21 protein-coding genes and 1 pseudogene are annotated in these 26,105 nt (G+C 70.0%); 8 read left to right on the top strand and 14 right to left on the bottom strand.

Translation table 11 applies throughout. From position 1 onward, the window contains the following. Positions 1-4: 4 nt before the first annotated feature. From ACTWQC_RS13240 to ACTWQC_RS13195, 10 genes and pseudogenes are all read right to left on the bottom strand, one after another. The gene (locus tag ACTWQC_RS13240; RefSeq protein ID WP_443315837.1) at positions 5-634 is read right to left on the bottom strand and encodes a hypothetical protein; all 630 of its coding nucleotides are present in this window, start codon (positions 632-634) and stop codon (positions 5-7) included. After that, positions 631-2,115, bottom strand: coding sequence for a hypothetical protein (locus ACTWQC_RS13235; RefSeq protein WP_443315836.1), 1,485 nt, complete (start codon positions 2,113-2,115; stop codon positions 631-633). Before ACTWQC_RS13235 ends, ACTWQC_RS13240 begins: the two co-directional genes overlap by 4 nt. After that, entirely contained in the window at positions 2,112-3,335 is a 1,224-nt protein-coding gene (locus ACTWQC_RS13230; RefSeq protein WP_443315835.1) for a glycosyltransferase family 4 protein, read from the bottom strand. Before ACTWQC_RS13230 ends, ACTWQC_RS13235 begins: the two co-directional genes overlap by 4 nt. Continuing rightward, a complete protein-coding gene (locus tag ACTWQC_RS13225; protein WP_443315834.1) occupies positions 3,323-4,291 on the bottom strand; it encodes a glycosyltransferase family 2 protein in 969 nt (322 codons plus the stop codon). The genes ACTWQC_RS13230 and ACTWQC_RS13225 overlap by 13 nt, the downstream gene beginning before the upstream one ends. Then, complete coding sequence (locus ACTWQC_RS13220; RefSeq protein ID WP_443315833.1) at positions 4,288-5,592, bottom strand: O-antigen ligase family protein; 1,305 nt, start codon at positions 5,590-5,592, stop codon at positions 4,288-4,290. Before ACTWQC_RS13220 ends, ACTWQC_RS13225 begins: the two co-directional genes overlap by 4 nt. After that, the gene (locus ACTWQC_RS13215) at positions 5,589-7,616 is read right to left on the bottom strand and encodes a glycosyltransferase (RefSeq protein ID WP_443315832.1); all 2,028 of its coding nucleotides are present in this window, start codon (positions 7,614-7,616) and stop codon (positions 5,589-5,591) included. The genes ACTWQC_RS13220 and ACTWQC_RS13215 overlap by 4 nt, the downstream gene beginning before the upstream one ends. After that, positions 7,613-8,476, bottom strand: a complete 864-nt coding sequence (locus tag ACTWQC_RS13210; RefSeq protein WP_443315831.1) for a class I SAM-dependent methyltransferase — start codon at positions 8,474-8,476, stop codon at positions 7,613-7,615. The genes ACTWQC_RS13215 and ACTWQC_RS13210 overlap by 4 nt, the downstream gene beginning before the upstream one ends. After that, on the bottom strand, positions 8,470-10,047 hold the full coding sequence (locus ACTWQC_RS13205; protein WP_443315830.1) for a lipopolysaccharide biosynthesis protein: 1,578 nt from the start codon (positions 10,045-10,047) through the stop codon (positions 8,470-8,472). Before ACTWQC_RS13205 ends, ACTWQC_RS13210 begins: the two co-directional genes overlap by 7 nt. Continuing rightward, complete coding sequence (locus ACTWQC_RS13200; protein WP_443315829.1) at positions 10,040-11,155, bottom strand: sugar transferase; 1,116 nt, start codon at positions 11,153-11,155, stop codon at positions 10,040-10,042. The genes ACTWQC_RS13205 and ACTWQC_RS13200 overlap by 8 nt, the downstream gene beginning before the upstream one ends. A 409-nt stretch (positions 11,156-11,564) precedes the next feature. Further along, a pseudogene (locus tag ACTWQC_RS13195) lies at positions 11,565-11,687 on the bottom strand (DNA-binding response regulator); the annotation flags it as partial. Between the two features lie 81 nt (positions 11,688-11,768). On the opposite strand from ACTWQC_RS13195, the gene ACTWQC_RS13190 reads away from it, so the two are divergent. Continuing rightward, positions 11,769-12,530 carry a hypothetical protein gene (locus ACTWQC_RS13190; RefSeq protein ID WP_443315828.1) on the top strand — a complete coding sequence of 254 codons (762 nt, stop codon included), beginning with the start codon at positions 11,769-11,771 and terminating at the stop codon, positions 12,528-12,530. Between the two features lie 215 nt (positions 12,531-12,745). Next, positions 12,746-14,293: a PepSY-associated TM helix domain-containing protein gene (locus ACTWQC_RS13185; protein WP_443315827.1), complete on the top strand. Its 1,548-nt coding sequence runs from the start codon at positions 12,746-12,748 to the stop codon at positions 14,291-14,293. 162 nt (positions 14,294-14,455) lie between these two features. Here ACTWQC_RS13185 and ACTWQC_RS13180 read toward each other — a convergent pair whose 3' ends face one another. Further along, entirely contained in the window at positions 14,456-15,073 is a 618-nt protein-coding gene (locus ACTWQC_RS13180; RefSeq protein WP_443315826.1) for a winged helix-turn-helix domain-containing protein, read from the bottom strand. 417 nt (positions 15,074-15,490) lie between these two features. Continuing rightward, entirely contained in the window at positions 15,491-16,510 is a 1,020-nt protein-coding gene (glnII, locus tag ACTWQC_RS13175; RefSeq protein WP_443315825.1) for a glutamine synthetase, read from the bottom strand. A 217-nt stretch (positions 16,511-16,727) separates the two neighbouring features. Here glnII and ACTWQC_RS13170 point away from each other — a divergent pair, with 217 nt between their 5' ends. The 5 genes from ACTWQC_RS13170 to ACTWQC_RS13150 all read left to right on the top strand — a co-directional run bounded on the left by ACTWQC_RS13170 (position 16,728) and on the right by ACTWQC_RS13150 (position 22,000). Then, positions 16,728-17,660, top strand: coding sequence for a Gfo/Idh/MocA family protein (locus ACTWQC_RS13170; protein ID WP_443315824.1), 933 nt, complete (start codon positions 16,728-16,730; stop codon positions 17,658-17,660). A 57-nt stretch (positions 17,661-17,717) separates the two neighbouring features. Continuing rightward, positions 17,718-18,035, top strand: a complete 318-nt coding sequence (locus tag ACTWQC_RS13165; RefSeq protein ID WP_443315823.1) for a MazG-like family protein — start codon at positions 17,718-17,720, stop codon at positions 18,033-18,035. Positions 18,036-18,273: 238 nt separating this feature from the next. Further along, on the top strand, positions 18,274-19,143 hold the full coding sequence (locus tag ACTWQC_RS13160) for a HalD/BesD family halogenase (RefSeq protein WP_443315822.1): 870 nt from the start codon (positions 18,274-18,276) through the stop codon (positions 19,141-19,143). 86 nt (positions 19,144-19,229) lie between these two features. Next, on the top strand, positions 19,230-20,183 hold the full coding sequence (locus ACTWQC_RS13155; protein ID WP_443315821.1) for a class I SAM-dependent methyltransferase: 954 nt from the start codon (positions 19,230-19,232) through the stop codon (positions 20,181-20,183). Continuing rightward, entirely contained in the window at positions 20,180-22,000 is a 1,821-nt protein-coding gene (locus ACTWQC_RS13150; protein ID WP_443315820.1) for a choline/carnitine O-acyltransferase, read from the top strand. Before ACTWQC_RS13155 ends, ACTWQC_RS13150 begins: the two co-directional genes overlap by 4 nt. A 254-nt stretch (positions 22,001-22,254) precedes the next feature. Here ACTWQC_RS13150 and ACTWQC_RS13145 read toward each other — a convergent pair whose 3' ends face one another. Then, entirely contained in the window at positions 22,255-23,895 is a 1,641-nt protein-coding gene (locus tag ACTWQC_RS13145) for a hypothetical protein (RefSeq protein ID WP_443315819.1), read from the bottom strand. 429 nt (positions 23,896-24,324) lie between these two features. On the opposite strand from ACTWQC_RS13145, the gene ACTWQC_RS13140 reads away from it, so the two are divergent. After that, positions 24,325-24,567 carry a peptidoglycan-binding domain-containing protein gene (locus ACTWQC_RS13140; RefSeq protein WP_443315818.1) on the top strand — a complete coding sequence of 81 codons (243 nt, stop codon included), beginning with the start codon at positions 24,325-24,327 and terminating at the stop codon, positions 24,565-24,567. A 713-nt stretch (positions 24,568-25,280) separates the two neighbouring features. Here ACTWQC_RS13140 and ACTWQC_RS13135 read toward each other — a convergent pair. Continuing rightward, positions 25,281-25,862, bottom strand: coding sequence for a GNAT family N-acetyltransferase (locus ACTWQC_RS13135; RefSeq protein ID WP_443315817.1), 582 nt, complete (start codon positions 25,860-25,862; stop codon positions 25,281-25,283). Between the last annotated feature and the right edge of the window lie 243 nt (positions 25,863-26,105).

Here is a 26,105-nt window from a genome sequence, read left to right as displayed (position 1 = left end):
TGTCTCAGTCACGGGTGGCCGGCCAGCGCCACGGAGCGAGAGCGCTGAGGTCCATCAGGGGCGGCACCGGGGCTGGTGCACCGGCCGCCGGCAGCGACACAGAGGCGCGCGGTCCCGCGGAGGCCAGGGCGGCGGAGGCCGGCGGCGTGACGAGGATCGACGCCGACTCGGTCAGCGGGGCACCATTGGCGTCCACGCCGCTCATGCTGATCCGGTGCACACCCGACGAGGTGGTCCGCGGGATGGTGACCGTAGCGGTGGCCACTCCGCTGCCGTTGGCGACGTCCTGGGCCAGCAGCACGGAATCGAGGCGGACGCTGACCAGTGAGAAGGGCCTGAAGCACCGGCCCGAGACGGTGAGGCTCCCACCGGCGCGCACCACGGTGGAGCTGAGGGTCAGAGCGCATGCCGGCGGGGGGTAGTCAGCGGTTGGCGCCGCAGCGGTGACCGACGGGTTCGCCGCCGTAGCGTGGGCGGGTGTGACGGCGGAGAGCAGGGCGGCGAGCGCGATACCGACCGAAGCGGCGGCCGTGGTCCAGCGGCGCCGCCTTGCTCGCCGTGCGTCGTCGGCGGCTATGCGTGCGCGGGTGATGACGCCTTCCGCGAGCGCGTGGGGAACGGGGCGGTTGCTCATGACAGAGTTCCTTCCGGTGAGTGCGGTGAGAGGGGTCCGGCGCCATTGCGGGTAGCCGGATCGTCGCTCCGCTCCGTGGCGTGGGCGCCGTGGAACGCCGGGCGCAGTAGGCGCGAGGGGAGGTGGCCGGGAGCCGTTGCCAGCGGCCCGGCGGCGCCACCCTTGGCGTGGGCTTCACCTGAGGTGGAGTCGAGGATGAGGATGCCCGCGATGGGCGTGCCGATCTTTCGCAGCAGGTGCAGGGCACGGTGTGCGTGCCGGGCTCGTGTGGCGCCGGCTCGTACGACGAGAATGACGGCGTCGGTGTGGCGGGCGAGGGCGGCGGCGTCCGCATTGCCGAGGAGCGGTGGTGCGTGAACCAGCATCACGTCGTTGCGGTCGGCGATGTGGGCGAGGACCTTTTCGAACGCTTTGCTGCGGAACAGGGCCGCGCTGCACTGGGGGTCGGTCGGCTCGGCGGGGACCACGCACAGCCTGTCGGACGTGATCACCGGCTGAGGTGAGAGGGCACCGTCCGCATCCAGCAGCTCTTGCAGAGTCTGCCGGTGTGCTTCCGGGAAGTGGCGGGCCACCGTCGGACGGTGCAGTTCCCCTTCAACCAGGGTGACCCGCTCATGCTGTTCGGTCATCCCGAGGGCGAGCAGGACGGCGGGCACGGCGTCGCCGTCGTCGCTGGACACGCCGGTGACCAGGAGGCGTTGGCAGGTTTGGGCGGGGGGTACCGCGGCGAGCGTGGCCACGGCGGTACGGATGGAGTCCGCGATGTCGGCGCGCTGGTAGGCCATGCGTGCTCCACGGCGCCTCAGCCGGTGGGAGAGTCGTGGGACCACCGCGAGGCTGAGTGCTCCGAGCTCGGACTCGATCTCCACCGTCGAGTACATCCGGTCATCGAGGCGGTCGCGCAGCGACACCACGCCCATACCGGTGAGCAGGCCGAGCAGGCTGCCCAGCGCCCCGTTCAGCAGGGGATCGGGAGTGACCGGCCGCCGCGGCGGCGCAGCCTCGTCCAGCGGCTGGGCCTTGATGGAGCCATCCGCGCTCAGCGGCCTGCGCTCCAGGTGGGCGCTGACCGCCCGTGCGGCCGCGTTCGCGATGGTGGCAGACCTGGCCCCCGTTCCCGCTGAGGCCGTCAGGGTGACGATCTGCACGTCAGGCTGGGCGTCCGCGTCGATGTGGCCGCTGACGAGTTCGGCGGGGAGGCGGGTGGCGGCGGCGGTGGCACGGGCGACGGTGTCCGATTCGCCGAGGCGGACCACGGTGGGGACCAGGGTCTGCGTGGTGCCCGGGTAGGGCATCGGGGTGCGCTCCTTGCTTGCGGAGACGTTGCTGATGAGCAGGATCGATGCCTTCGACTCGTAGGTGGGCGGGGTGAGTTCGGTCACCGCGTGGGCGCCGCCGGCCCCGGCGCAGAGCATCAGCAGCGGGATGCCCGCTCGGCGCGCGACCTGGTACAGGGTCATGACAGGAATCGACAGCGTCACTCGGGGCTCCTTTCGATGCGGTCCTGCCGGTGGTAGGCCGGGGCTGGGGGGCAGTCGGGGGGCCGGCCGGGACGAAGCCGGCCGGCGGGGGTGGCGAGTCGCTGCCATGCGCAGTGGAGTGCTTCAGCGATGCGGCGCCAGCTGAACTCCTCGCGTGCACGGCTGAGTCCACTGGCAGCCAGTCGCCGGGCGAGGGCCGGGTCATCGCGGATCTGTCCGAGCCGGTCGGCGAGTGCGTCCGCGTCACCCGCGGGGAAGACCAGGCCGCTTGGCCCGATGACATGGGGGATGTCTCCGGTGTCGCTGCCGACCACGGGGATTTCGCAGGCCATGGCCTCGACGAGGACACGGCCGAATTGCTCCCGCAAGGGGATGCCGATCCACGGGACGAGGTTGCGCTGGACGATTTCGACCGACGGAAGCGCGAGCACGTTCATGCGGTTCATCAGGGCGGGGAGCTCGGCATGGTCGGCCCACGGGCGAAGCTCGACGCGTCCGGGGCGATCGGACGCCGCTCGTTCGACTTCGCCGCGCAGGCTGCCGTCTCCGACGACCAGCAGATCGCAATCCACACGCTCCGCTGCGCGCAGCAGATCACCGATTCCCTTGTGCGGTTCCAGCCTGCCGACGAACCCGACGGTGAAGGGGTGCGTCCGAGGTGCCTCGCGAGGCGTGAAACGGTCGGTGTCGACACCCAGCGGGACGATGGTGGCCGGTCCCCGGTAGCCCTTCGTTCTCAGGACCCGCAGGGCCGAGGGAGTGATGGGAAAGGCGTGATCGACGGCCCGGTACGTGCGTCGTTCCAGGATGGGGAACGGGAACGGAAGCCGCATGACGACGTTTTGAGCGGCGTACAACGTGACCGGCACACCGGGCCAGTACCGGTTGCGCAGCCTGATGGCCTGCCGGGTGGACAGGTACGCGGCCTCGCCGATGATGTGGACGACGTCGGGTCGCCGCGAGAGCAGCCTCCGCGCGCTGCCCGGGTGGAACATCACGGAGGCCATGTGGCCGGTGCGGTCCTCGCCGAGCAGGTGGGGGACGACGTGGTAGCGGAAGTGCTTCTGGTCTGACGCCAGGTCGTGGAGTGCCCGGGCGGTGAGCGCGGACACGTCGGCGGCGTAGACGGTGAGCTCGGTGCCGGGCTGGTCGGCCAGCGCGGCGAAGAGGCTGATCCAGTGCTCGGTTCGCTTGCCGACCGCGATGATCAGGATGCGCATGGCTGCTGTCTTTCCAGGGGGGATGGACGGGCGGTGACGGCGAGTCGGCCCACCTGTCTCCAGGCGCGGGCGCGGCCCCGCGCGGTTCGCGGTTGCGCGGGCAGGCGCACCAGGGCGGTGCCGACGCCCAGCAGTGCGCGCAGCAGCACGGTGGCTCGTACCAGGGGATAGCTGCGGCGGTGGTGGCGGGCGAAGAAGCGCAGCAGGCTGCGGTACAGGTGCGGCCACACCTGGGTCGGGTCGTCGCTGCTGCTGGCGCCGCCGACGTGCATGGCCTCGATCGCAGGCACGTACAGCACGCGGAAACCATGCCGCGATGCCTGGAGGCACAGTTCCTCGTCCTCGTAATACATGAAGTAGCCCTCGTCGAGGCCCCCGAGCTTGTGGAGCAACGTGGTCCGCACAGCGAGGCAGGCTCCGGAGAGCCAGTCCACGGGGACGGGCGGGCCGGGTGCCCGGCAGGCGTCGTAGGCGCGCCGCCGCCGGCTCCCGCACAACAGCCAGCGCACGCCCACCGGGAGCAGGCCGGCTCCGAACCGGCTGGCCAGCACGGTGGTCCAGGTCTCGAATGGGTGGGCGCTGATGAGCACCCTGCCGTCCGGGTGCAGAAGGCGGGGCCCGGCGATACCGACGTGCGGCTGTGTGCGTATGGTGCGGACCAAGCCTCGGGCGGTGGTTTCCGGAAGTACGCAGTCGGGGTTCACCAGCAAGGTGACGTCGGTGGTGATCCCGGTCAGGGCCTGGTTGACGGCCGCCGCGAAGCCGACGTTCACCGGGTTCGTGACGAGCTTCCTCTCGGGGAAACATCTGGTGATCAGCTTCACGGTGTCGTCCGATGACGCGTTGTCGATGACCCGCACAGCGGCGCCCGTCCGACGCAGAGCTGCCAGGCAGTCGACGATATGGACGGCGGAGTTGTGGGTCACGACGATCGCCGTGGCGTGCAGTTCGTTCATGACGGCTTCTCTCGTGCGGGGGCCGGAGGCCTGAGGGCTGTCTGGCTGGTCAGTAGGGCGACGGCTGGCAGCAGCCCGAGTTCCCAGTGACCGTCTGTGGGGCCGGCGAAGGCCACGGCCGCGAGGAAGCCGCAGGTCAGGGCAGCGAACGCCACGGCGTAGTCGTCAGGTGCCGCCAGGCTGGTCCGGATGGCCCGCAGCAGGGGCCAGAGCACGAGCAGGCCCACCAGTCCAAGGTTGGCGAGGACCATGACGTAGAAGACGTGGTAGACCGGTCCCACCGTGGTGACCGTGTAATCCGGCAGATACACCGGCGGAGTGACGTGTCCGAGCCCGCCCCCGATCAGTGGCTGGGCCATGAACACGTCCATCCCGACGGCCGCTTCGGGCAGTCGGTGGCCGGCGGACTGGTGCACCTGGTCGACGGCCAGCGACGCCCGGGCCTGGAGCCCGGGACTGACGGCCACGGCCAGTGGGACCAGCACGGCTCCAGCCATGGCGGCCGTCAGGATGCCTCGCCTGACCTGCCAGCTTCCCTTGACCAGAAGGACCAGCAGAGCCAGTCCTGTTGCCAGCCAGACCGCGCGGTACCCCGCCATAACGGCATCCACGCCCAGTAGGGCGATGAGCACGGCCAAGCCGGCGCGCTTCCAGCCGCGGGCGTGGCTTGCCGCTACGAGCAGGGGCGGAAGCGCAAGCGCCGACAGCAATCCGCCGTGCCGGGTGGGCATGGTGAGCTCCGCGGCGGCAAGCGCGGCGGCCCCGACGAGATAGCACACCGCCGCTTTCTTCATCGCCAGGCGATTCGGCAGGGTGTAGGTGGTGAGAAAGAAGTAGCCGGGGATGACGGCGAATTCGTAGGTCGCCACCATCACCTCGTGCGAGGGGTTGCCGCGGGCCAGGCCGTGCGCGGCCGCGAGTGGCAAGAGCCCCGCCACGGCCAGCATGGGCACGTCGGCGGCGGTGCGCGTCGGCCGGTCGTCGGTGCGCAGCAGGGTGCGGCGGGCGAGCAGCGCGAGGCAGCCGATGGCCAGGATGCCTGCGTGTACGGCTACGACGAGGCTGACCCGGGTGTCGCCCAGCGCGCCGACGGCCACAGTGCCGCCGACGATTCCGGCCGGAAGGATGGCATACGGCCATCGGGAGAAGGCCAGGAAGCACACCTCGGCGCCGACACCGAGGATGCCGAGGCGGCCGGGCAGCAGCTCTTTGGTCGCAGCGCCGGCGGCACCGATTGCGCCGGCGACACCGAAGGCACCGGCGGCGGCCCCGGCCGGCAGCACGCGGGGGTAGGGCTTCATGGTGGGTCGGCCTCCAGCAGGTCGGCCAGCAGTCGGCGCACCGTCTCGCCCCGCGCCGTCCAGCTGTGCGGCACCGCTGCGGCCCGCCGGAGCGACTGCGTCTCAGGGCATGGGGCGGTCTCGAGGGCCTGCTCGATTGCGCTGGTGAACGCGTGCGGGCCGGCGGCGAGACGGACCAGACCGTCCGGCAGCTCGGTGAGCGCGGGCAGGGGCGTGGCCACGACCGGCTTGCCCAGGGCCAGGTACTCGTACAGCTTCTTCGGGTGGACGTAGTCGATGAGTCCGCCGAGACGGTAGGGCAGCAGACATACGTCGCATCCACGCAGGATCGCCGGGACGTCCTCGAGAGGGATCTGCCCCCGTCGGTGCACGTTGGGCAGGCCGCGCAGCGCGGCTCGACCAGGCCGGGTGGAGGCCCCCACCACCACGAAGGTCCAGTCGGGGTGGCGGCGGGCCACCGCTGCGAGCAGTTCGCCGTCGAAGGCGCGGGTGTCGACCGCGCCGACGTAGCCGAGCCGTGGGCGGGGCAGGCGGGCGACCCAGTCGGCGACCGGGCCCTCGACGGTGAACAGGTCGGGGTCGCAGCCGTTCGGCACGACCGCCGGCCGGCGCCGTGCACCGGGAAGGCGGGCCGGCAGCGCTGAAGAGGAGGCGACGACCAGGTCGGCGATGCGGGACGCGGCCCGGGAGGCCCGCCGCAGATGCCATCGGTTCCAGCGGCGGGTGAAGGTCCAGTCGAGGTCCGCCACGTCGTACACCACGGCGCGTTCGCCGCATTGGCCGACGGTCGGGACGGCGAGGTCCTCATCGATCCACAGGACGCGGGCAGCGGGGCGCCGGTCCAGCCAACGGCGGACCAGGCACGCGGCGACCCGGCGGTTGAGGCGGTTGACCAGCGGCAGTTGGCGGCCGAAGGGCAGCACACCCGGCACGGTCGCCTGCCAGAGCGAGGGGCCGACCGGCTGGACCGTGAACCGCCAGCGCGGATGCCACCCCGGTGGCTCGACGAACATCACGCGGTGGGCGTAGGCGAGCTGCCGGGCGAGGGCGTGCTGGCGCTGGCAGCCGACCGACCATCCAACACCACTGAACATGACGACCCACGGGCGCCGGTCGCCGTCGGGCAGAGGGCCTGGATCCCCGCGCAGCGCCGCGCACACCTCCCGCAGTCCCAGGTGGCCGTGGAACCGCAGCATCCGGCGCGCGGCACGGTCCCAGAAGACCAGCGCCCGGAACAACGCAAGCCGCCGACCGGGCTGGGTGCACTGCAGATAGCGGGTGAGGCCGCTGAGGTGGTGGCGGGACCGGGAGGCAGCGCTCAGCAGGCGTGTGGAGGCACCGAGGGTGTGCGTGACCGCGGCGTTCGGCGTCATCCACAGCTCGTGGCCGGCGTCGGCCAGGGCGCGGGCCAGCAGGACATCGTTGAAGTAGATCGGCAGGCGCTCGTCGAGGATTCTGTGCGGGCCGAGGACACTGCGCCGCAGCAGCAGACAGCTCGCCGAAGGCTGCTCGACCGGCCGAGGGCGAGAGAACGCCTCCCCGGCCATGAGGTACCTGCGCATCGCACCACGGAAGCCGGGCAGCTTCCGCAGCACGGTGGCCAGTGCGAGCGCGCTGGTGAAGGTCGGCAGCCGGAGGTAGTGCTGCTGGATGGTGCCGTCGGGGTTCAGATACAGCGGGGCGACTCCGGCTGCCTCGCGCCGGTCGTGCAGGAACCGGACGAGTGCCGCGAGTGTTGCCGGGCGCAGCCGCACATCGCTGTTGAGCAACAGGATCAGCTCGCCTGACGCACCCGCGTACGCCTGGTTGACCGCGGCCGCGAAGCCTCGGTTCTCGGGATTGCGGATGAGGAACACGTCGTCGCGGGCGGCCAGCATCTCGGCGGACCCGTCCAGCGAACCGTTGTCGACGACGATCACCTCATGGTCCACCCCCACGGACGAGGCCAGCGCGTCCAGGCAGCGCCGTGTCTCGGTGAGGGTGTTCCAGCTCACCACGAGCACCGACACCTCGGGAGATGTCATGGCTGCCGCCCATCTGCCGGGCGTTGGGCGAGGACGCGCAGGTAATCGCCCAGCCGCGGGTGGGTCGTACCGAGTGAGCCGCAGATGGCCCAGTCGGTGACGAGCCTGGACACCGTCGAGCGACGCGGCCAGTGACGGCGCCTGGTGTAGTGGCGGGGCAGCACGGTATCCCAGCGCCGGACCTCGAAGCCGCAGCTGTCGAGCAGGGACTGCAGCGTCCGCGGGTCGAAGTGCCAGTTGTGGTACTCCGGCTGCAGATCCGCCCAGGACAGGCCCTGGCGCTGTGCCGCCGCGGAGGCGAAGTTCGGCACCTCCAGGGCCAGCCAGCCACCAGGGGTGAGCGCCGACCATGCCTTTTTCAGGAACTGTCGGGGGTCGTCGACATGCTCGAGAACGTGAAAGGCGCACACCGCTTCCACGGGATCGTCGAGGGGGGCGGTCTCGAAAGTGCCGTGCCAGATCGTCAGCGCCAAGTGGTCCCGGGCGAACTTGGCGCAGTTCTCGGTCGGTTCCACGCCTCTGACCACGATGCGGGCCTCGCGGGCCGCCTCCAGGAAGAAGCCGCCTGCGGATCCGGCCTCCAGCAACGTCGCGGGCCGCGTGGCCGTGAGCAGCCAGCGCAGCCGCCGACGCGCCTCGTGGCGCCACTGCGCCTTGTGGCTGAAGTAGCTGCGGTAGCCGCCGGATTCGAAGTAGTCGGCCGTGTAGATCCGCGCGGACTCCCGGTTGCCTCCCGTGCGTGCGGTCCAGGTGAAGCCGCAGCCGCGGCACTGGTGCAGCCAGCCGTCCAGGAGCGTCTGTGCGGACGACCCGTCCCCGCACAACAGGCAGTTCTCCGCTGTCGAAACAGTGCTCACCATGTCCTCCGATTCGTTGCCGCCTCCACGTTGCGATGCCGCGCCAGCCGGGCAAGGACCGTCCGCAGACGGTCACGGTCGGCGCGGGTGAAGAAGCCCAGCGCGACCAGCGCCCCGATGACGATCACCAAGCTCGTCCCCGTGCGCGATACGACGGCCAGCGCGGCGCCGAGCCTGCCCGCCCCGTCGGGGAGGGCAGGTGCTACTGCCCAGGTCAGGCCTGCTGCGGTGACAGCGGCGGCAGCCGGTGGCCACAACGCCTGGAGCAGCGGAACAAACGGCCGTCCGGAATCCCGGTGGAAGTGCACGAAGAAGTAGACGGTGGCTGCCGTTGCCGCCAGTGCTGTCGACACCGGCGCCCCCACGGGCCCGAGCAGCCCTATCAGCGGGATCGTCATGAGGATGTTGAGACCGGCGGCCAGCAGCGCATAGCAGGTCTCGCGTCCCGGCCGTCCCTCCGCCCGTGTCACCACGGCAGCGGCGCCGCTGGTGAGGTTGACAGCGCACCCCAGGGCGACGATGACGAGGGTGGTGGCGCCCAGCGGCACCGGGTGGCCGAGGAACAGCCGTACCAGTGGCTCCGCGGAGACTGCGAGTGCCGCGGTTCCCGCCGCCACGTAGACGGCCAGGTACCGGGTCGTCACGATGTACATCCGGTCCAGCCGGTCCGGCGATGCCTCGCACGCGGCGGTCGCAGCCGCAGGGAACAGGATCGTGAACATGGCCGCTGCCGGAAGACGCAACAGGTTCGCCAACCGGCTCCCCACATCGAACGCGGCCACCGCCGACGGCGAGAAGAAGCCGGCGATCACCAACCGGTCCGTCTCGGCGTTGACTGCGGCGGCCGCATTCGACACCTGCACCGGAATCCCGTAGCCGGTCACCGCGGCAACATCGGATGCGCGAATCCCCCGCAGCTGCGGGCCCACGCCCGGAACCCGTCGGCGAGCAGCCGAAACGAGCACCAGCGTGCGCAGCGCGCTGATGGCCGCCGACCCGGCACCGAGCGCGACCAGCCCGCCGCCCCGAGCGGCGATGAACACCCCCAGTCCCGCCCCCAGCACAGCGGTGCCGCCGGTGATCCGCGCCACCGAGCCGTATCGCTGGGTTCCCTCCAGTACCGCTTGCCACGGCCTGCCGAGGCCGTCGAGGGTGAAGCCCACCAGCAGAAGCAGTGCGGCGTCTCGTATCTGTCCCGCTGAGCCGTCCAGGTGGAAGGCGCGGCTCAGCCACGGCCAGCACACGATCGTCCCGCCGGCCAGCAACGTCCCCGAGCCGATTCCCCAGATGGTGCCCAGGCCCAGTACGGCTGCGGCGCGGTGTGGGCACCCATCACCCGACGCCTGGGCCACTTCCCGGATCTGGGCGGAACCGAGCCCCAGATCCAGGAGGTTGAGGATCGCCACGGCACCGGTCAGGAGCACCCACACACCGAACCGGTGTGCTCCGAGGCTGCTGTAGAGAAAGGGCAACGACACCATGCTGGCGACCGCGGCGACGACCCGCGCCGTCAGCAGGCTGGCGCCGTTGCGGGCGACTCGGTCGGCCGAGCCGGTCGCCGTGCTGCTAGCCACGGGGAAATCCCCGTACCAGGTCACCGAGCGTCAGCAGCAGAAGCCGCAGATCCAGACGCACGGACCGGCTGTTCACATACAGCAGGTCGCAGCGGAGCTTCTCCTTCACGGAGGCGGTGTAGCCGTCGGTGAGCTGTGCGATCCCGGTGATACCCGGCCTGATCAGGTGTCGCAGGTCGTAGTGGGGCAGTCGGCGGAACTCCGCGATGAATTCGGGTCGTTCTGGGCGTGGCCCCACCAAGCTCATGTCACCGCGGAGCACGTTCCACAACTGCGGCAGCTCATCCAGCCGGATACGACGCAGCGCCCGTCCCAACGTGGTCACACGCGGGTCGTCGGTCCTGGCCAGTACCGGGCCGGTCTCGTACTCCGCATTCACCTTCATGGTACGGAACTTGACGAGCCGGAAGATACGGCCTCCTTCACCGACCCGTTCCTGGAAGAACAGGGGAGGGCCGTCCCAGCACAACACTGCGCTGATCAGCAGCATCACCGGTATCGATATCGGCGCGGTCAGTGCGATCAGCAGGAGATCCATCGCGCGCTTCGAGAACGAATGCGCGGGGCGCCGGACCCGCCAGCGCAGTCGAAGCCACGGAAGTCCACCGACGCGTTGCAGCCGCATCGACCCAAGCAGTCCGTATGCGGGGCGCGCGAGAAGAAGGAGATCGACACTATGGGCCAGGCAGAGGTTCATCAGCCGCCCATCAAGGTATTCCAGAGAGGACTTCAGAAAGAGGGCCCTGGGGCGGTACACGGTCATCAGCACGTCCAGTTGGACGAAATTCGCCGGGGCCGGCAGGCGGGCCACGACGGTCAGCTCTTCGTCGAGCCGGTCATCATCGGAATCCGGCCATACGCCGCCGCCGAGGACAATCGCACAGGACCGACCGGCCGAAGAACCCACATCTGTGCAGCGGCTTCTCACACCGCGCCAGGAAACGAGATTTCCCAGCACATCCCGGAGTCGGCGCCGTCCTGCCTGGACGCGCGGCCACGTCGGCCCGTCCCCCCGCTCGACGTCGACCGCTTCGCCTCGCTTCCACATCGGGGCGTCCGGCGCAGCGGTTCGACGCCACGCGTATTCCCAGTTCAGTTCCGAGCGCACGGCCTCTCCTCTCTCAACCACCAACCTCTGCGATGTCATACGATTTCGGGTCGATGTCTTCAGGATTGCGCGAGAACGGCACCGGGCGACAGGGGGGTTACGAAAAAGAAGAAGCTCATATGAAGCACCGAAGGGCGTGTGTTCTTCACATCAATCCACACCTTCCCGCCGGTGCACCAGGGTGGCGATTCACTACAATCAGATGATGCGGAACCTGCGAGGTCGAGCTCCGAGCCCTGCATTCGGGTGGTCGCGGTATTCCGCAATGGAGTGCCAACTGCCCTATAAAATAAGGCAAATTGGGCCGAGGGATCTCCGCCCTACCCCTGGTCGAGATACGCGAGTACGGCAAGTACCCGGCAGTTGTCGTCATCCGAGGGCGGCAGCCGCAGCGTCCCGAAGATGTTGGCAGATACCCCACCCCGCCGTCGCCGTCCGCCAGCAACTTTCGCGCGGAGAGCTGCTCGACGTGCTGCGAGAGCACCAGCACCGGCTGCCCGGGGGTCGCCCGCCGCGCGGCGAGCGCGCACCGGGCCCTGAGCGGCCCGGTTTACCAGGACAATCTGCCGTCGTAACCATCCCGGCATCGACGGGGTGGCAGCATGTGCGCACCATGACGGACGACACCCGGTGCTCGCTGCTGCGACACGTACGGGCCGCGGTTTTCGCGGCGGTGTGCGTGGTCCTGGCAGGTGCCGGGCACGCTGTGGCGTCGGGCGAACACATACCGTGGCAGGCGCTGCTGGCGGCTTTCGGCGTCACAACCGCCGCCGCCTGGCTCGGAGCGGGGCGGCGGCGGGGTGTCCTGTCCATCGGCGCCGGACTGATGGCGGTGCAGGGAGGCCTGCACCTCATCTTCGCCGGAGGGCACAACGGCCCGCGGCCCAGTGCGACGCAGTTCTCGGACGGCATGGGTGACATGGACGGCACGGGCGCGGGTGCCATGCCGGCCGCGGCCGCGGCGGCCGACGCCGTCGGTGGATCCGGTGCCGTGGCCGCGGACGGGGAAGTTCTGGATCACCTGAGCCACCTGTTCCACCTCGGCTCCGCGGCCGACGGGTCCAGGGCGATGCTCGCCGTGCACCTCCTGGCGGGCCTGGCCTGCGCGATGTGGCTGTGGCGCGGCGAGTCCGCCTTCTTCCGGCTGTTGCGCTGCCTGGACGCACGCGCCTTCACCCCGCTGCGGCTGCTGCTGTCGGCGGGAGCATGGCGTACGGCCGTACTCCGGCCCGTACGCCACACGCTGCGCGCGGCCGCCGTCGCCGGGCGGCTGCGCAGCGCACTCCTTGCACATGTCCTCTCGCGGCGCGGGCCGCCGTACGGCACGGTGTTCGGTAGCACCGCGCCCGCTGACGCCCTGCCCCCCCGCCCGTGATCTGACCGGTCGTGACCTGACCGGATCCGACGCCCCTTCGGGACAGGCCCTCGATGGGCGTGGCACCGCCCCGGTGGGCACTCACCCCCGGGCGCGATCCGGCACACCCCGGCCCAGGCCGGGGCGGTCGGCCCCATCTGCCAACGCCGCGTAACGGCATGCCCGTGCCCGTACGGCCCATGCCCGTATGCGGCCGCCGAAAGCGAAGGATTTCCATGTCCGTTGAGGACCCCGCAAAGGGGAACGAGAAAACCCGGCCGGCCCCGCCCGGCCCGGAGACGACTGCCGACGACGAGGTAACGACCGCCGAGCGCACGCCCGACGACCGGGCGGCGTCCGGACCGAGCCCAGCCGCCGGTGGCCGCACGAGCGCGCGGGCGGCTCTGCGCCCGCTCGTGCTGCGCCTGCACTTCTACGCAGGGCTCCTCGTCGCCCCCTTCCTGCTCGTCGCGGCCGCGACCGGACTGCTCTACGCCGCCTCCTTCCAGATCGAGAAGGCCGTCTACGCCCACGAACTCCGCGTCCCCGTGGGCGAGACGACCGTCCCCCTCGCGCGCCAGGTAGAGGCCGCACTCGACGCCCACCCCGACGGCACGCTCACCGCCGTCTGGCCCTCCGCGGAAACCGGCGCCACGACGCGCGTCCTGCTCAGCGACCCCAGCGTGGACGAGGACAAGTCACTCGCCGTCTTCGTCAACCCGTACACCGGCGAGGTGCGCGGCGCTCTCGAGAGCTACGGAGGGTCGGGCGCCCTGCCCTTCCGCGCCTGGGTCTCCGGACTCCACAGCAACCTCAACCTCGGCGAACCCGGCCGCCTCTACAGCGAGATCGCCGCCAGCTGGCTGTGGGTCGTCGCCCTCGGCGGCCTGCTCCTGTGGATCGGGCGCAGGCGCACCGCGCGCGGCTCCGGCGGCGTCCGCGGCCTGCTGCTGCCCGAGCGCGGTGCGACCGGGCGGCGGCGCACCATGTCCTGGCACGGCGCGGTGGGCATCTGGGCCGTACTGGGCCTGGTGTTCCTCTCCGCGACCGGCCTGACCTGGTCGACGTACGCGGGCGAGAACATCGACGTGCTGCGCACGGAGCTGCGCGGCGCCACCCCGGCGGTCACGGCCACGCTGGACGGCAGCGACGCGGGCGGCGGACACGGCGACGACCACTCCGGGCACGGCGACGCCGGCGGCCACGAGCACGCCGGCGGCCAGGGCAAGGACATCGGCATCGACCGGGTCTACGAGATCGCCGAGGAGCGGAAGCTGACCGGCGGTCCCATCGAGATCGCCGCGCCCAGCGAGGAGGGCACCGCGTACGTCGTCAAGCAGACCGACAAGCACTGGCCGGTGCACCTGGACGCGGTGGCCGTGCACCCGGCCACCGGCGAGGTCACCGACGAACTGCGCTTCGCGGACCACCCGCTGCTCGCCAAGCTCACCCGCTGGGGCATCGACGCCCACCAGGGCCTGGCCTTCGGCCTGGTCAACCAGCTCCTGCTGATGGGGCTCGCCCTCGGGCTCATCCTGCTGATCGTGTGGGGCTACGTGATGTGGTGGCAGCGCAGGCCCACGCAGGACCGCCGTCTCCGTTTCGGCAGGCCCATGCCGCGCGGCGCGTGGCGACGGGTGCCCCTGCCGGTGCTGCTCCCGCTGCTCGTCGCGGCGGCCGTGGCAGGCTGGCTGATCCCGCTGCTCGGAATCCCACTGGCGGCCTTCCTGGCAGCCGACACTCTGATCGGAGCCACAGCCCGCCGCCGCGCAGCAGGGGGCTGATTCCCGCGGTCCTCCCATCCACCTCATGACCTTGACCCCGAGCGGGCAAGGTCATGCTGGGGAATCGGGTCCGCCGAGGGCCCGGCGTCCGGGCTCGGCCGCGTCGCCCGAGGCCATGGCGACCGGGCGCCGGAGCCCTGCGGACGTACCGCCCGTGGTCTTCTAGACCGCGGGCGGCGCGTACTTGTAGCCCACGCGCCGCACCGTCACGATCGAGTCCCGGTGCGCGGGCCCCAACTTGCGCCGCAGCCGGGCGATGTGGACGTCGACGGTCCTGCCGTCGCCCACATGCCCGTAGCCCCACACCGTCGTGACCAGGTGGTCACGGCTGTGCACCCGGTGCGGGTGGGCGACGAGGTGCGCCAGCAGCTCGAACTCGAGGTACGTCAGGTCCAGCGGGCTGCCGTCGACCTGCGCGGTGCGCCGCGCCGTGTCGATTCGCACCGGGCCGGTGCCCTCCTGCTCCGCCACCGGCGAGACGGCGGCGGTACCGGCTGCCGCAGCGGCGGCCACGGCGAGCCCGGCCGGGGGCTCATCGGCCGGTACGAGCACCAGGTAGCCCACCATCGGCGGCTGCCCCGGAAGGGTGGGCACGGTGTGCTGCGGCGCCGGCAGCCAGGTGGCCCCCGGCGGCAGGAAGTCCGACACGTGCACCACCTCGTCCCGGTCGACGGCCCGGAGGCGGTGACGGCCGAGCGTCGCCGACGGGCTGACCGAAGGCGAGTTGATGGCAGACGAGTTGACGGGAGCGGCGGCGGACAGCGAACGGGTGTCGGTCATGAAGCTCAGCTCTTTCGCGCGAGAAGTCGTCGGTGGACGTCGTGCGCGCGGGCCTTGGCCGGTTCCGTTGACCGGCGGCCGGCTTTCGCCGGGTGCGGCGTCAGCGGTGCGAGAGGGCCTGCGCGGAGAACGCGCGGCAACACACCCGGTCGAAGTCGTGATTCTGCCGGGAAGGCCAGAACGGCTCGAGGTCACGGCGACCCGGCGAAGAGTTCTGGAAGCTGGCCATGGCCCTATTGAAGCAGAAGGGCCGGCGGGAGTGCTCTGCCCGGTCACCTGTTGATACGGAATTCCGGCGCCCTGCTCCTCTTGATACGGAACGCGCGGCGCCCGCCGCCCCTTGCGGGGACGGCGGGCGCCGGGAGCTCGTGGAGAAGGCAGCTCGTGGCGTAACAGCTCTTGAGAAAAGAGCGCGGATCAGACCTGGCCGGCCTTCTCCAGGGCCGTGCAGCAGGTGTCCACGATGAGGCGCGTCACCACGTACGGGTCGACGTTCGCGTTCGGACGCCGGTCCTCGATGTAGCCCTTCCGGTCGACCTCGACCTGCCACGGGATGCGGACCGAGGCGCCGCGGTTGGAGACGCCGTAGCTGAACTCGTTCCACGGGGCGGTCTCGTGCTGGCCGGTGAGCCGGGACTCGATGCCGACGCCGTAGTTCTCGACGTGCAGCAGCGGCTTGTCGCCGTCGCCCAGCGCCTCGCAGGCGGTGATGATCGGCTCGTAGCCCTCGCGCATCGCCTTGGTGGAGAAGTTGGTGTGCGCGCCCGCGCCGTTCCAGTCGCCCTTCGCCGGCTTGGCGTCGAGCGTCGCCGAGACGCCGAACTCCTCGGCCGTGCGGTAGAGCAGCCAGCGCGCCACCCACAGGTGGTCGGAGACCTCCAGCGGGGACAGCGGGCCGACCTGGAACTCCCACTGGCCCGGCATGACCTCGGCATTGATGCCGGAGAGGCCGAGCCCCGCCTTCAGGCAGTTGTCGAGGTGCTTCTCGACGATCTCGCGGCCGAAGATCTCGTCGGCGCCGACACCGCAGTAGTAGCCGCCCTGCGGGGCCGGGAAGCCGTTCTCGGGGAAGCCGAGCGGACGGCTGCCCTTGAAGAAGGTGTACTCCTGCTCGATGCCGAAGATCGGCTCCTGGGAGCCGAACTTCCCGGCGACCTCGCGGAGCGCGGCGCGGCTGTTGGAGGCGTGCGGCGTCATGTCCGTGTTGAGGACCTCGCACAGGACGAGGACGTCGTCGCCGCCGCGGATCGGGTCGGGACACGAGAAGACCGGCTTGAGCACGCAGTCGGAGGCGTGGCCCTCCGCCTGATTGGTGCTGGACCCGTCGAAGCCCCAGATCGGCAGCTCCACGCCGGCGGCGAGAATCTTCGTCTTGGAGCGGAGCTTGGCGGTCGGCTGGGTGCCGTCGATCCAGATGTATTCGGCCTTGTAGGTCACGGGCGGTCCTTATTCTCGGCGCAGGCGGTGCGGGACTGCGGTCAGTACCGGGGCAGCTTGGCAATACGCGATTTCCCGTCCATTGCTCGAATGTGAACCACGTGTTACCCGGTGCTCCGATAGAGGAGGCGGGAACAGGGAGGCCGCGGGCAGGCCGCCCCCGGGTACGCTGCCGCTGGTCAGCGGGGCGGCAGCGGCGAGGAAGGCGGGACAGCCCATGCGCATCGGACTGCTCGGTACGGGCCCCTGGGCGGACGCCGTGCACGCGCCCGCGCTCGCCGCGCACCCCGAGGTGGAGCTCACCGGGGTGTGGGGCCGCAGGCCTGAGGCGGCGGGGGCGATAGCGGAGCGGCACGGCGCGCGCGCGTACTCCGATCCCGCCGCGCTCTTCGCCGACTGCGAGGCCGTCGCCATCGCGCTCCCCCCGGACGTGCAGGCCGGCTTCGCGGTCCAGGCGGCGGACGCCGGCTGCCACCTCCTCCTGGACAAGCCCGTCGCGACGGTCGCCGAGGACGCCCGGCGGGTCGCCGAAGCCGCCGAGCGCTCCGGCGTCGCCTCCGTCGTCTTCTTCACGCTGCGCTTCGACCCGGCGGTCGCGGCCTGGATCGAGGAGCAGGCCGCGGCGGGCGGCTGGTTCACGGGCCGGGTGGACTGGCTCAGCACGGTGTTCTCCGGCGACGGCAGCAACCCGTACGCGGCCTCGCCGTGGCGCCGCGAGAAGGGCGCCCTGTGGGACGTCGGCCCGCACGCGCTGTCCATCCTGCTGCCCGCGCTCGGCGACGCCGCCTGCCTGTCCGGCCCGGCCGGGGTCACGGCCGCCCGGGGCCCCGGCGACACCGTTCACGTGGTGCTGCGGCACGCGGGCGGCGCATCCAGCACGGCGACGCTCAGCCTGACCGCCCCGCCCGCCGCGGCCGGGGCGTACGTCGAGCTGCGCGGCGAGCACGGGACGGCTTCGCTCCCGCAGACCGGCGGCGATGCCGTCGCCACCTTCCAGCGCGCCGTCGACGCCCTCCTCACCGCCGCCCGCACGAGCGCACCGCACCCGTGCGACGTCCGCTTCGGCCTCCGCGTAACGGAGATCCTCGCCGCGGCCGAAGAGGTCCTCCTTGCGGCGCGGGCAGGGCCACGATCACGGGCACGGACCTAAGGCTCAGCCGGTGGAGCGCGTGGCGGCTCCCCCGGGCTCCCGGGGACAATGGCGTCCATGCGTGACGCCGCCTGGGACACCGTCGACCGACTCACCGCCTGGCTCAACCGCGAGAGCCGCCTGTCTCCCGAGCAGGAGAGGCTGCTGAGAGTGCTGAAGCTCTCCGAGGAAGTCGGCGAGGCCGCCCAGGCCGTGATCGGCGCCATGGGCCAGAACCCCAGAAAGGGCGACAGCCACACGTGGGAAGACGTGCAGAGCGAGCTGTGCGACGTCATCGTGACGGCCATGGTGGCGCTGACGACGCTGACGCCGGAGGCGCGGAAGGTGTTCGCTGAACAGCTGGACCGGGTCGCCAGGCGGTCACTGGCCGAGTGACTGAGGTCGAGACAGGTGCGCCGCCTCGGCACAGTGTGACGTGTCACAGACAACTTGCGCGGCGATATGGAAGCTTCAACTGCGTTACCGCTCAGTTCTGTTGCTGAAGAGCCGAAGGTGAGGACCGGACGGCATGCAAACCGCGTAAGTCGCCCCTAAGGGGGCGTCGGAGGCGGGACTGCAGGCCGGCGGGGGGCATCCGGCTCGGGACGGTCTGCCCGCACGTGGAGAGGATCGAATGAGCACTTTGGAAGCCATTACCCTTGACCAGGTGGTCGACACGGCTCGGTATCCCCTGTCGGAACTCGAGAGCGCCGAGGGACAGGCCGTGGTTTCCCGTGCCCGGCGCGAGCTGCAGACACTCGGCTGCACCGTGCTGCGGGACTTCATCCGTCCGTCGCTCCGCGACCTCCTGCGGCAGGAGTGCGCGGCCATCGCCCCCCTGGCGCACTTCGACGTCGAAACCGTCAACGTCTACAACATCGCCGTGGACTCGGCTCTGCCGGAGGACCACCCCGGCCGGCGGACCTTCCAGCGGGGCAACGCATTCGTCGCGCGGGACCGCGTCCCCGCAGGCTCCCTCATCAGCCGGCTCTACTCCCACCAGGTGTTCCAGGGCTTCATCGCCCGCTGCTTCGGACTGCCCCAGCTGCACGAGCTCGCGGACCCGCTCTCCGGGCTGGTTCTCAACGTCGTCGAGCCGGGCATGGAGCACCCGTGGCACTTCGACACCAACGAGTTCACCGTGAGCATGCTCACCCAGGAGGCGCAGGCCGGCGGCGCCTTCGAGTACTGCCCGAACATCAGGTCCGCGCGCGACGAGAACTTCGACGACGTCCGGGACGTCCTGGACGGCCGAGGTGAGCGGATGATCCGGCGCCTCCCCCTGCGACCCGGTGACCTGCAGCTGTTCAAGGGCCGCTACTCGCTGCACCGGGTCAGCCCCGTCCGGGGCGAGGCCGCGCGCCACTCCGCGATCTTCGCCTACAGCGAGCGCCCCGGCGTCATCGGGAGCGTGGCACGGACCCGGCAGCTCTTCGGCCGGGTACTGCCCGAGCATCTGGTGGCCGAGGGCCGGGCCGTCCGGGGCGACCGACTGCTGGATTAGCGGTCGGCGAGGACGTGAGGATGTGAGGACGTGATGTCGTCGTAGGCCGTTGTTCCCCACTCTGCGATCCACGGAGGGTAAGCCCTGTGCGTTTCGACGCGAACGGAAAAGTCTCGCTCGACCACATCTACACCCAGCCCGATCCGCGTACGTATTTCAGCGTGCTGCGCCCGCTCGGCTACTGCATTCCGCAACAGGCCAAGCCTTACTTCGCGAAGCTCATCAAGGAGTTCCGGGAGTCCCGGCACGTCGCGGCGCCGAAGGTGCTGGACATCGGGTGCTCGTACGGAATCAACGCCGCCCTGCTGAAGTACGACGCGACCATGGACGAGCTGTACGCGCGCTACTGCGGCGAGGACGGCGGCGCCGACGCGCAGGCCGACGCGCAGGCCGACGCCGAGTCCAACGCCGAGTCCCACCCAGAGTCCGACGCGTGGACTCGCGAGGCCATGCTGGCCCGGGATCGCGAACTGTCGCGGTCGCGCCAACCCGCAAACGCCCCTCGCTTCGTCGGCCTGGACACCTCCGGCAGTGCGTTGTCCTACGCGCTCGAGGCCGGGTTCCTCGACGACGCGGTCCACGCCGACCTGGAGGAGCGCGAGCTCACACCGGAGCAGCGTGCCCAGTTCGCCGGAACGGACCTGGTGATCTCGACGGGCTGCCTCGGCTACGTCACCGAGCGGACCCTCACACGCGTCGTCCGAGCGCAGGGCGGCCACCGGCCCTGGATGGCGCACTTCGTGCTGCGGATGTTCCCGTTCGATCCCATCGAGCGGGCGCTCGCCGGCCTGGGGTACCGGACCGTCCGCATCGAAGAGGTGTTCAAACAGCGGCGGTTCGCCTCCCCGGAGGAACAGGCGCTCGTACTGGACAGGATGTCGGCCGTCGGGGTGGATGCTCGGGGCCTGGAGGCGGAAGGCTGGCTCTACGCACAGCTCTACCTCTCCCGGCCGTACGACACTTCAGATCCTCCGGCCGGTGGGCTCGACGCCCGCGAGGAAACAACAGGTCCCCACGATCTGAATCGAGAACGGAATTGAACATCAGTCAGGGTGAAGCACCCGTCCCTACCTTCGCCCAGGAAGACAGCCTGCCGCGCGTTCCGCTGCCTACGCTGGAGGCGAGCTGCGAGAGGTTCCTCGCCTGGTGCGCCCCGCTGCTGGGCCCCGAAGAGCAGGCGGTGACCGAGGAGGAGGTGGCCGCCTTCCTCCGGCCCGGCGGCTCCGGCCGGGTGCTGCACGCGGCGCTTGAGGAGTACGACGCCCAGGAGGGCGTGCACAGCTGGCTCGACACCTTCTGGCCGTACCGCTACCTGGGCCGCCGGGACCGGATCGCGCTCAACGCCAACTTCTTCTTCCTGTTCCAGGACTCCGGCAGTCCGCAGGTGGAGCGGGCGGCCGGGCTCATCGCCGGTGCCCTCAACTACAAGGGGAAGCTCGACCAGGGGCTCATCCCGCCGGTGGTCCAGCGCGGTGTGCCTCAGTCGATGGTGCAGAACGCCTACCTGTTCTCCACCACCCGGATCCCCGGCGCGCAGCAGGACACCGTACGCGCTCCCTACTCCGAGGAGTCGCCCGGCCCGTCCAAGGCCCGGCACATCGTGGTGTTCTTCCGGGGCAGCATGTTCCGGCTGGACGTGCTCGGCGCGGACGGCGTCCCGCACAGCCTCGACGACATCGAGGCGGGGCTGCACGCCGTCATGAAGGCGGGCGCCGAGCCGGCTGCCGCGGACACCTCGGTGGGCCACCTCACCACCATGGCCCGCGCGGAGTGGGCGGCCGCCCGGGAGTCCCTGCTCGCCTGCCACCCCCGCAACGCGGACGCGCTGGACGACGTCGAGACCGCGCTGTTCTGCGTCTGTCTTGAGGACTTCGCGCCCGCGGACACCCAGGGGACCTGCGACGAGCTGCTGTACGGCGACCGCGGCAACCGCTGGTTCGACAAGGCCGTGTCCTTCATCGTCTTCGCCGACGGCCGGGCGGGCATCAACGTCGAGCACTGCGAGCTGGACGGGACCACCATCCTCAGCTTCACCGACGCCTTGCTCAGCACCCCGGCCGAGGAGCACTCCCGGCAGTCCGGGGCCCGCTCCCAGGGGCTCCCGGCGCTGGAGCCGATCGTGTTCGAGCTGGACGACGCCCTGCGGGCTCAGGTGCGCTCGGCGGCCGACGCCTTCGCGGCGTACGGGGAGAGCACCGCGACCGCCACGGTCTCGTTCGAGGACTTCGGCGCCACCGCCGCCAAGGCCCTCCGGGTCTCACCGGACGCGTTCGTCCAGGTCGCCTACCAGCTCGCCCACCAGCGCGCCAAGGGGCACTTGGGCGCCACGTACGAGTCGATCGCCACTCGGCAGTACCGGTACGGGCGGACCGAGGCGATGCGCGTCGTCACCCCGGAGATGCTCGAGTTCGTGGCGGCGATGGACGACCCGGCGGCGGACGCGGACACCCGGCGCGCTGCCTTCCGGGCGGCCGCCGAGGCGCATGTGACCCGGGCCAAGGAGTGCCAGGCCGGTCAGGTGCCCGAGCAGCACCTGTGGGAGCTGGAGCTGATCCAGCGGCGGCGCGGGGCGGAGCTCGGCGTGCTCGAGCAGCCCGCGCTGTACCGGACGCCGGGCTGGGTGACGATGCGGGACGACTACCTGAGCACCAGTTCCGCGCCGTCCGCCAACATCCAGTACTTCGGCTTCGGATCGACCAGCAGCCGGTGCATCGGCGTCGCCTATGTGCTGCTGCCCGAGCGGTTCAACGTCTACCTGAGCACGCCGATTGCAGTGGCGGACGAGATGCGGGTATTCGCCGACCGGCTCCGGGAGGCGGTGGGCGAACTGCGGGAACTGCTGGCCTCCGAGCAGTAGGACCGAAGGGGCCGGAAGGGCCGAAGGGGCCGGGAAAACCGAAAGGGCCGCCACCCCGCATCGGGGTGGCGGCCCTTTTCAAGACCGGCGTCGGACCGTGGTCTTCAGACGTCGGCGTCATCTCGCAACGTCCCGTCGATGGGTCTGCTGGAAGCGAAGGAGTCGGCGGCTCCCCGTGTGGCCCGGCTCACTGGCGGGCCGCGCGTGGACGCGACCCACAGAAGAGGAAGGCTCGGCCGGATCGGCCGACTACGCTAAGCGAGTTCGAGCAGTGGTCCGGACACCGGCCCGAAGTTCGTCATCAGGATCGGCCGTATGGCGAACCGGCGGAACGTGTGCGGGATGGTCGACTTGAGCTGAATGACGAACCGGTCAACCTCGCCGGGGGCGATCTGCTGCGCGATGTCGCAGCTGACCGAGGCACCAGGTGCCTGCAGGGGCGTGATGTCGACGTCGTACACGGCAGACACCTCCTGTACGCCCAGGACGAGGAGGTCGAGCTCCACTGCGACGGACTCGAACTCGACGGCGTGAATGGACACCGTCGAACCGCCGGTGTTGGTCACCCGGAAGTCAGCCCGTATGAGGCCGACCGCCACCCGTTCCAGCTTGACGTCGTTGACCTCGAGCTTCCCCGGGGCTCGCTCGCCGCTCGTCGTCGATGAGCCGTCGTCGGCCCGAGCCGCTCGCACGGTGGCGATCAGCGTGGCCACTCCGGTGAACACGATCAGGACCACGACGGCCCAGACGGGGGCGCTGGCTTTGTCGGTGATCTGCAGAATCGTGCCGAGCACGACAGGGATCACCGCGACACCGACGGCGATCGACGCCTGCCGGGCCCGGTAATTGGCTGGGGCAGTCACCGGCTGGACTTCGGCGCTCGCGGGCTCCGCAGCGGGTGGCAGTGGTTCGGCCGGCACCACGACGACGTTGTGGTCGAGCGAGACCACGGTGGTGTCGACCGCAAGCTCGACCTCGTCGACATCCTCGCGTCGTTCGTTGGTCGCCGGATCGAACGCATGCATGCGGAGCTCGCTGACGTCAGCGACGCCGGTAACGTTGGACAGAGCTTCACGCACTACGGCGCGGTCAACGGTTCGGCCGAGTGGCCATCCCGCCCCGTCGCGCCCGTCGGCGATCGGGTTGAGGAGCTCGTAGAGGGCACGCTGTGTACGGGACTGCAGAAAGCCCTCGTCGGCGCCGGGTGCGGCCTCGACGGTCGCGTTCACCCCGACACCGGCGAATCGCGCGGCCTCGAACCGCGGGACGAACCGCAGGCCATCCGGCTGTGGACCCAGGTCTCGCGCCAGCTCTTCGGCCAGCATCTCGCTCTTGCGGGACAGGAAGTCGTACACGGGGCGACCGTTGTCTGCGCGGACCTTGGCGACGACCACGTAGACGGTGAAGGGCACGTCATCGTGCATCGTGGTGTACCAGTCCACCTGGGCAATGTGCGACGACAGTCGCCGCAGTAGCGGCACGCCGTCGTCGCCGTACGATAACGCCGCCCAGCGCGGGCCGGTGACCGTGGTGAAGTCGCCGGGCGCGAGCCGGAACTCGGAGTCGCTGCCCGGGTTGATCACGATCCCGGACAGCGTCGGCCAATCCCGCATCAGGTGCGTAAAGCGCTCGGCCGACACGTAGTTGGGTGCTGCGTTCGCGGAGTGGCTGGCCAGAAACTCGGTCGCGCGCTGCTTGGAGGTATACGTGCGCAGGAAGCGGTGGTCGCCGTCCCGCCAGACGACCGCGTCGTGCTGGACCTGATCGGGTCCGCGCATCACGATGGGCTGGTAGACCCACATGTCGGGAAGGAGCTGGTGCACTCCCGCGATGTCGTCGGCCTGCGCAGACCGGATGAACGCCTGCTCGACATCGTTGACATCCTGTGCCGTCACCAGTACCTCCTCATCCAAGCCGCGCTGAGCCATCACTGGAAGACCGCCGTAGTGGGTCGCACAAGGGCCTTGAGTCATTGCATCACCACGACCGGTCTGGCCCCAACCGCCGGGCGTCGCCGTCTGCCTCCCGTCAGCGGAGCGAATTGTCCAAGGCCGTCCCGCGACCACCACACCCCCGCTACACTGCTCGCCACCAAGTCGTTGACCAGGACAAATACCGAAGTCCGGCTGGAGTACTAGGCACATCGGCCCCCTTCGGCGCGCGCTTCGGGCACTCCCGTGAGAAAATATTTGTGACGGGACTTCCCCGCTGAAAACCCCTATAGGGCACCTTGACGAAGCGGTCTGTCCGATCGCCGTCGCCAAGTCTCCCCGTTTATCGGCGGGAGCGAGTCAGCCAGCATTGATTCACCTTGAGGGGACGCGATGACCATCAGTAAGCGGCCTGGAGACATAAATCAGGGACAAATTGTGGCGAGACTTCAGAACGCGCTGACCAAAAGAGGCTTCGAGTGTCCTGCCAGCGGTCGCTTTGACGCCCACACGGAGAACGCGGTCATGCAGTTCCAGAGGAAGCACGGGCTCGTCCCCGATGGGATCGTCGGGCCCATCACTTGGGCGGCGATCGGATTCAAGGGTGCCGTGCCCGGCCCGGTTACCATCGATTGAGCACGGCCATGGATTGAAGACCGATTGCGCCTCGATAGCGAGGGCGAGGCCGTACGGCTCGTCCAGCAAGCGCTGAGCGACCTGGGGTTCGACAGAGGCATCAATCAGCCGTCCCACGCTTCATCACTCCAGAGATCTGCGGGTGGTCGACCACCGGCCGCTGTGGTGAGAGCCACGAGATCGATGCCCTGGTAACGTCACGGCGTCGGAGACTGCGCCAACCGACCGCCTGCGCTTACTCCATCTGCCTACTATGGCGAGTCTTTGGGCCTGACGGGCCCCGGAGTTCCAGGTGTCGGGCCGCCGCCCGTGCATGTACAGCCTGTGAGAAGGGCGGTTGGTCGGCAGGCGAACTCTGGACTGTTGGCCGACAACGTCAGGGAACCGGGTCTCGCGTTCGCCGTGGCCAGCCGGGCAAGGCATAGACCCCCGATCCCGCTGCTGCACGGCCGGCCAGTGCTCCAGACTCGCGCGGTAGGTCTCAACGTCCCGCTCTGGCTGCTCCAGTCGTTCCCGGTGTCCTGATATCGCAGTAGCGGGCCCCGGCACCATCCGGACGTACACGGACCTGATGCCGAACAGCCAGGACCGCGCTCGGAAGGCCGTAGACGCCGCGTTCGGCGCGGACATGCAGGACAACGGCGACGGAGCAGCGTCGGTCGCACTCTGAGCTTGTTCTTCAACCTCTGGTGCCCTTCTAACGGGGAACTCGGTCAGTGCACCCGTCGGGCCATGAAGAGTGCTTGTTCACCAGTCGACTCTGTGCCGTCGTAGAGCGAGGTGTCCAGCCCGCAGAAGACGAAGCCCATCCGGAGGTAGGCGCGAATGGCGGGAGCGTTGATGTTGCTGACCTCAAGCCACACATGCACGGCCCCGTACTCCCTCGCGAAGTCGAAGGCGTGATTCATCAGGGTTCGCCCAACCCCCTTGCCCCTCCACGTTGGTGCGACCTCAATGTCACAGATGGTCAGGCGCGCGTTCCACGGGTCGAAAGAGGTCTCCACAGCACCGCACAACTCGTCTCCGTCGAAGGCGACCACCGTCCGGTTCAGCTCGGGATCGCCGTCGTCGTCCTCACTGCCGTCCTCAGCGGGGAAGACCTTGTGGATGGAAGGTTCCACCGGAGTCTGACGGATTCTGAAACCCTCGTCGGTCGCGGCAACTTCGAATACAGAATCCGTCGTGAACGACCCGTCGAGCTCCGCAAAGGCCTCGCCGTCCTCGGGCCGCGCCAGCCGGTAGACGATGGTCCCCACCACGCCAAGCACCGTCTCATTGTCTGCAGTCGTCTTCATGACGCGACCGTACGTCCGCCCTCATGAGGGCGATCGAGTTCCGGCCGGCGGTGAGGAGCCCCAGTCACCCTAGGTCTGACCCGTGCTCCGAAACCGGAAACCCGTCCCCACCAAGGCATTCAGTGTCGGCCGAATTCGGCCTCCGACAACACCAACCTCGAACAAAGCTCGCACGCCGCTGCTCGGATGGGTGATTGCCGCATGTCGGATCGGCCTTCGATTGATCCTGGGCTCTGGATCAAG

The sequence above is a fragment of the Streptomyces sp. 8N616 genome (assembly GCF_052246385.1).
GTDB lineage: Bacteria > Actinomycetota > Actinomycetes > Streptomycetales > Streptomycetaceae > Streptomyces.
The sequence above is the reverse complement of the archived record's forward strand: the minus strand, read 5'-3'. Positions and strand labels throughout refer to the sequence as shown.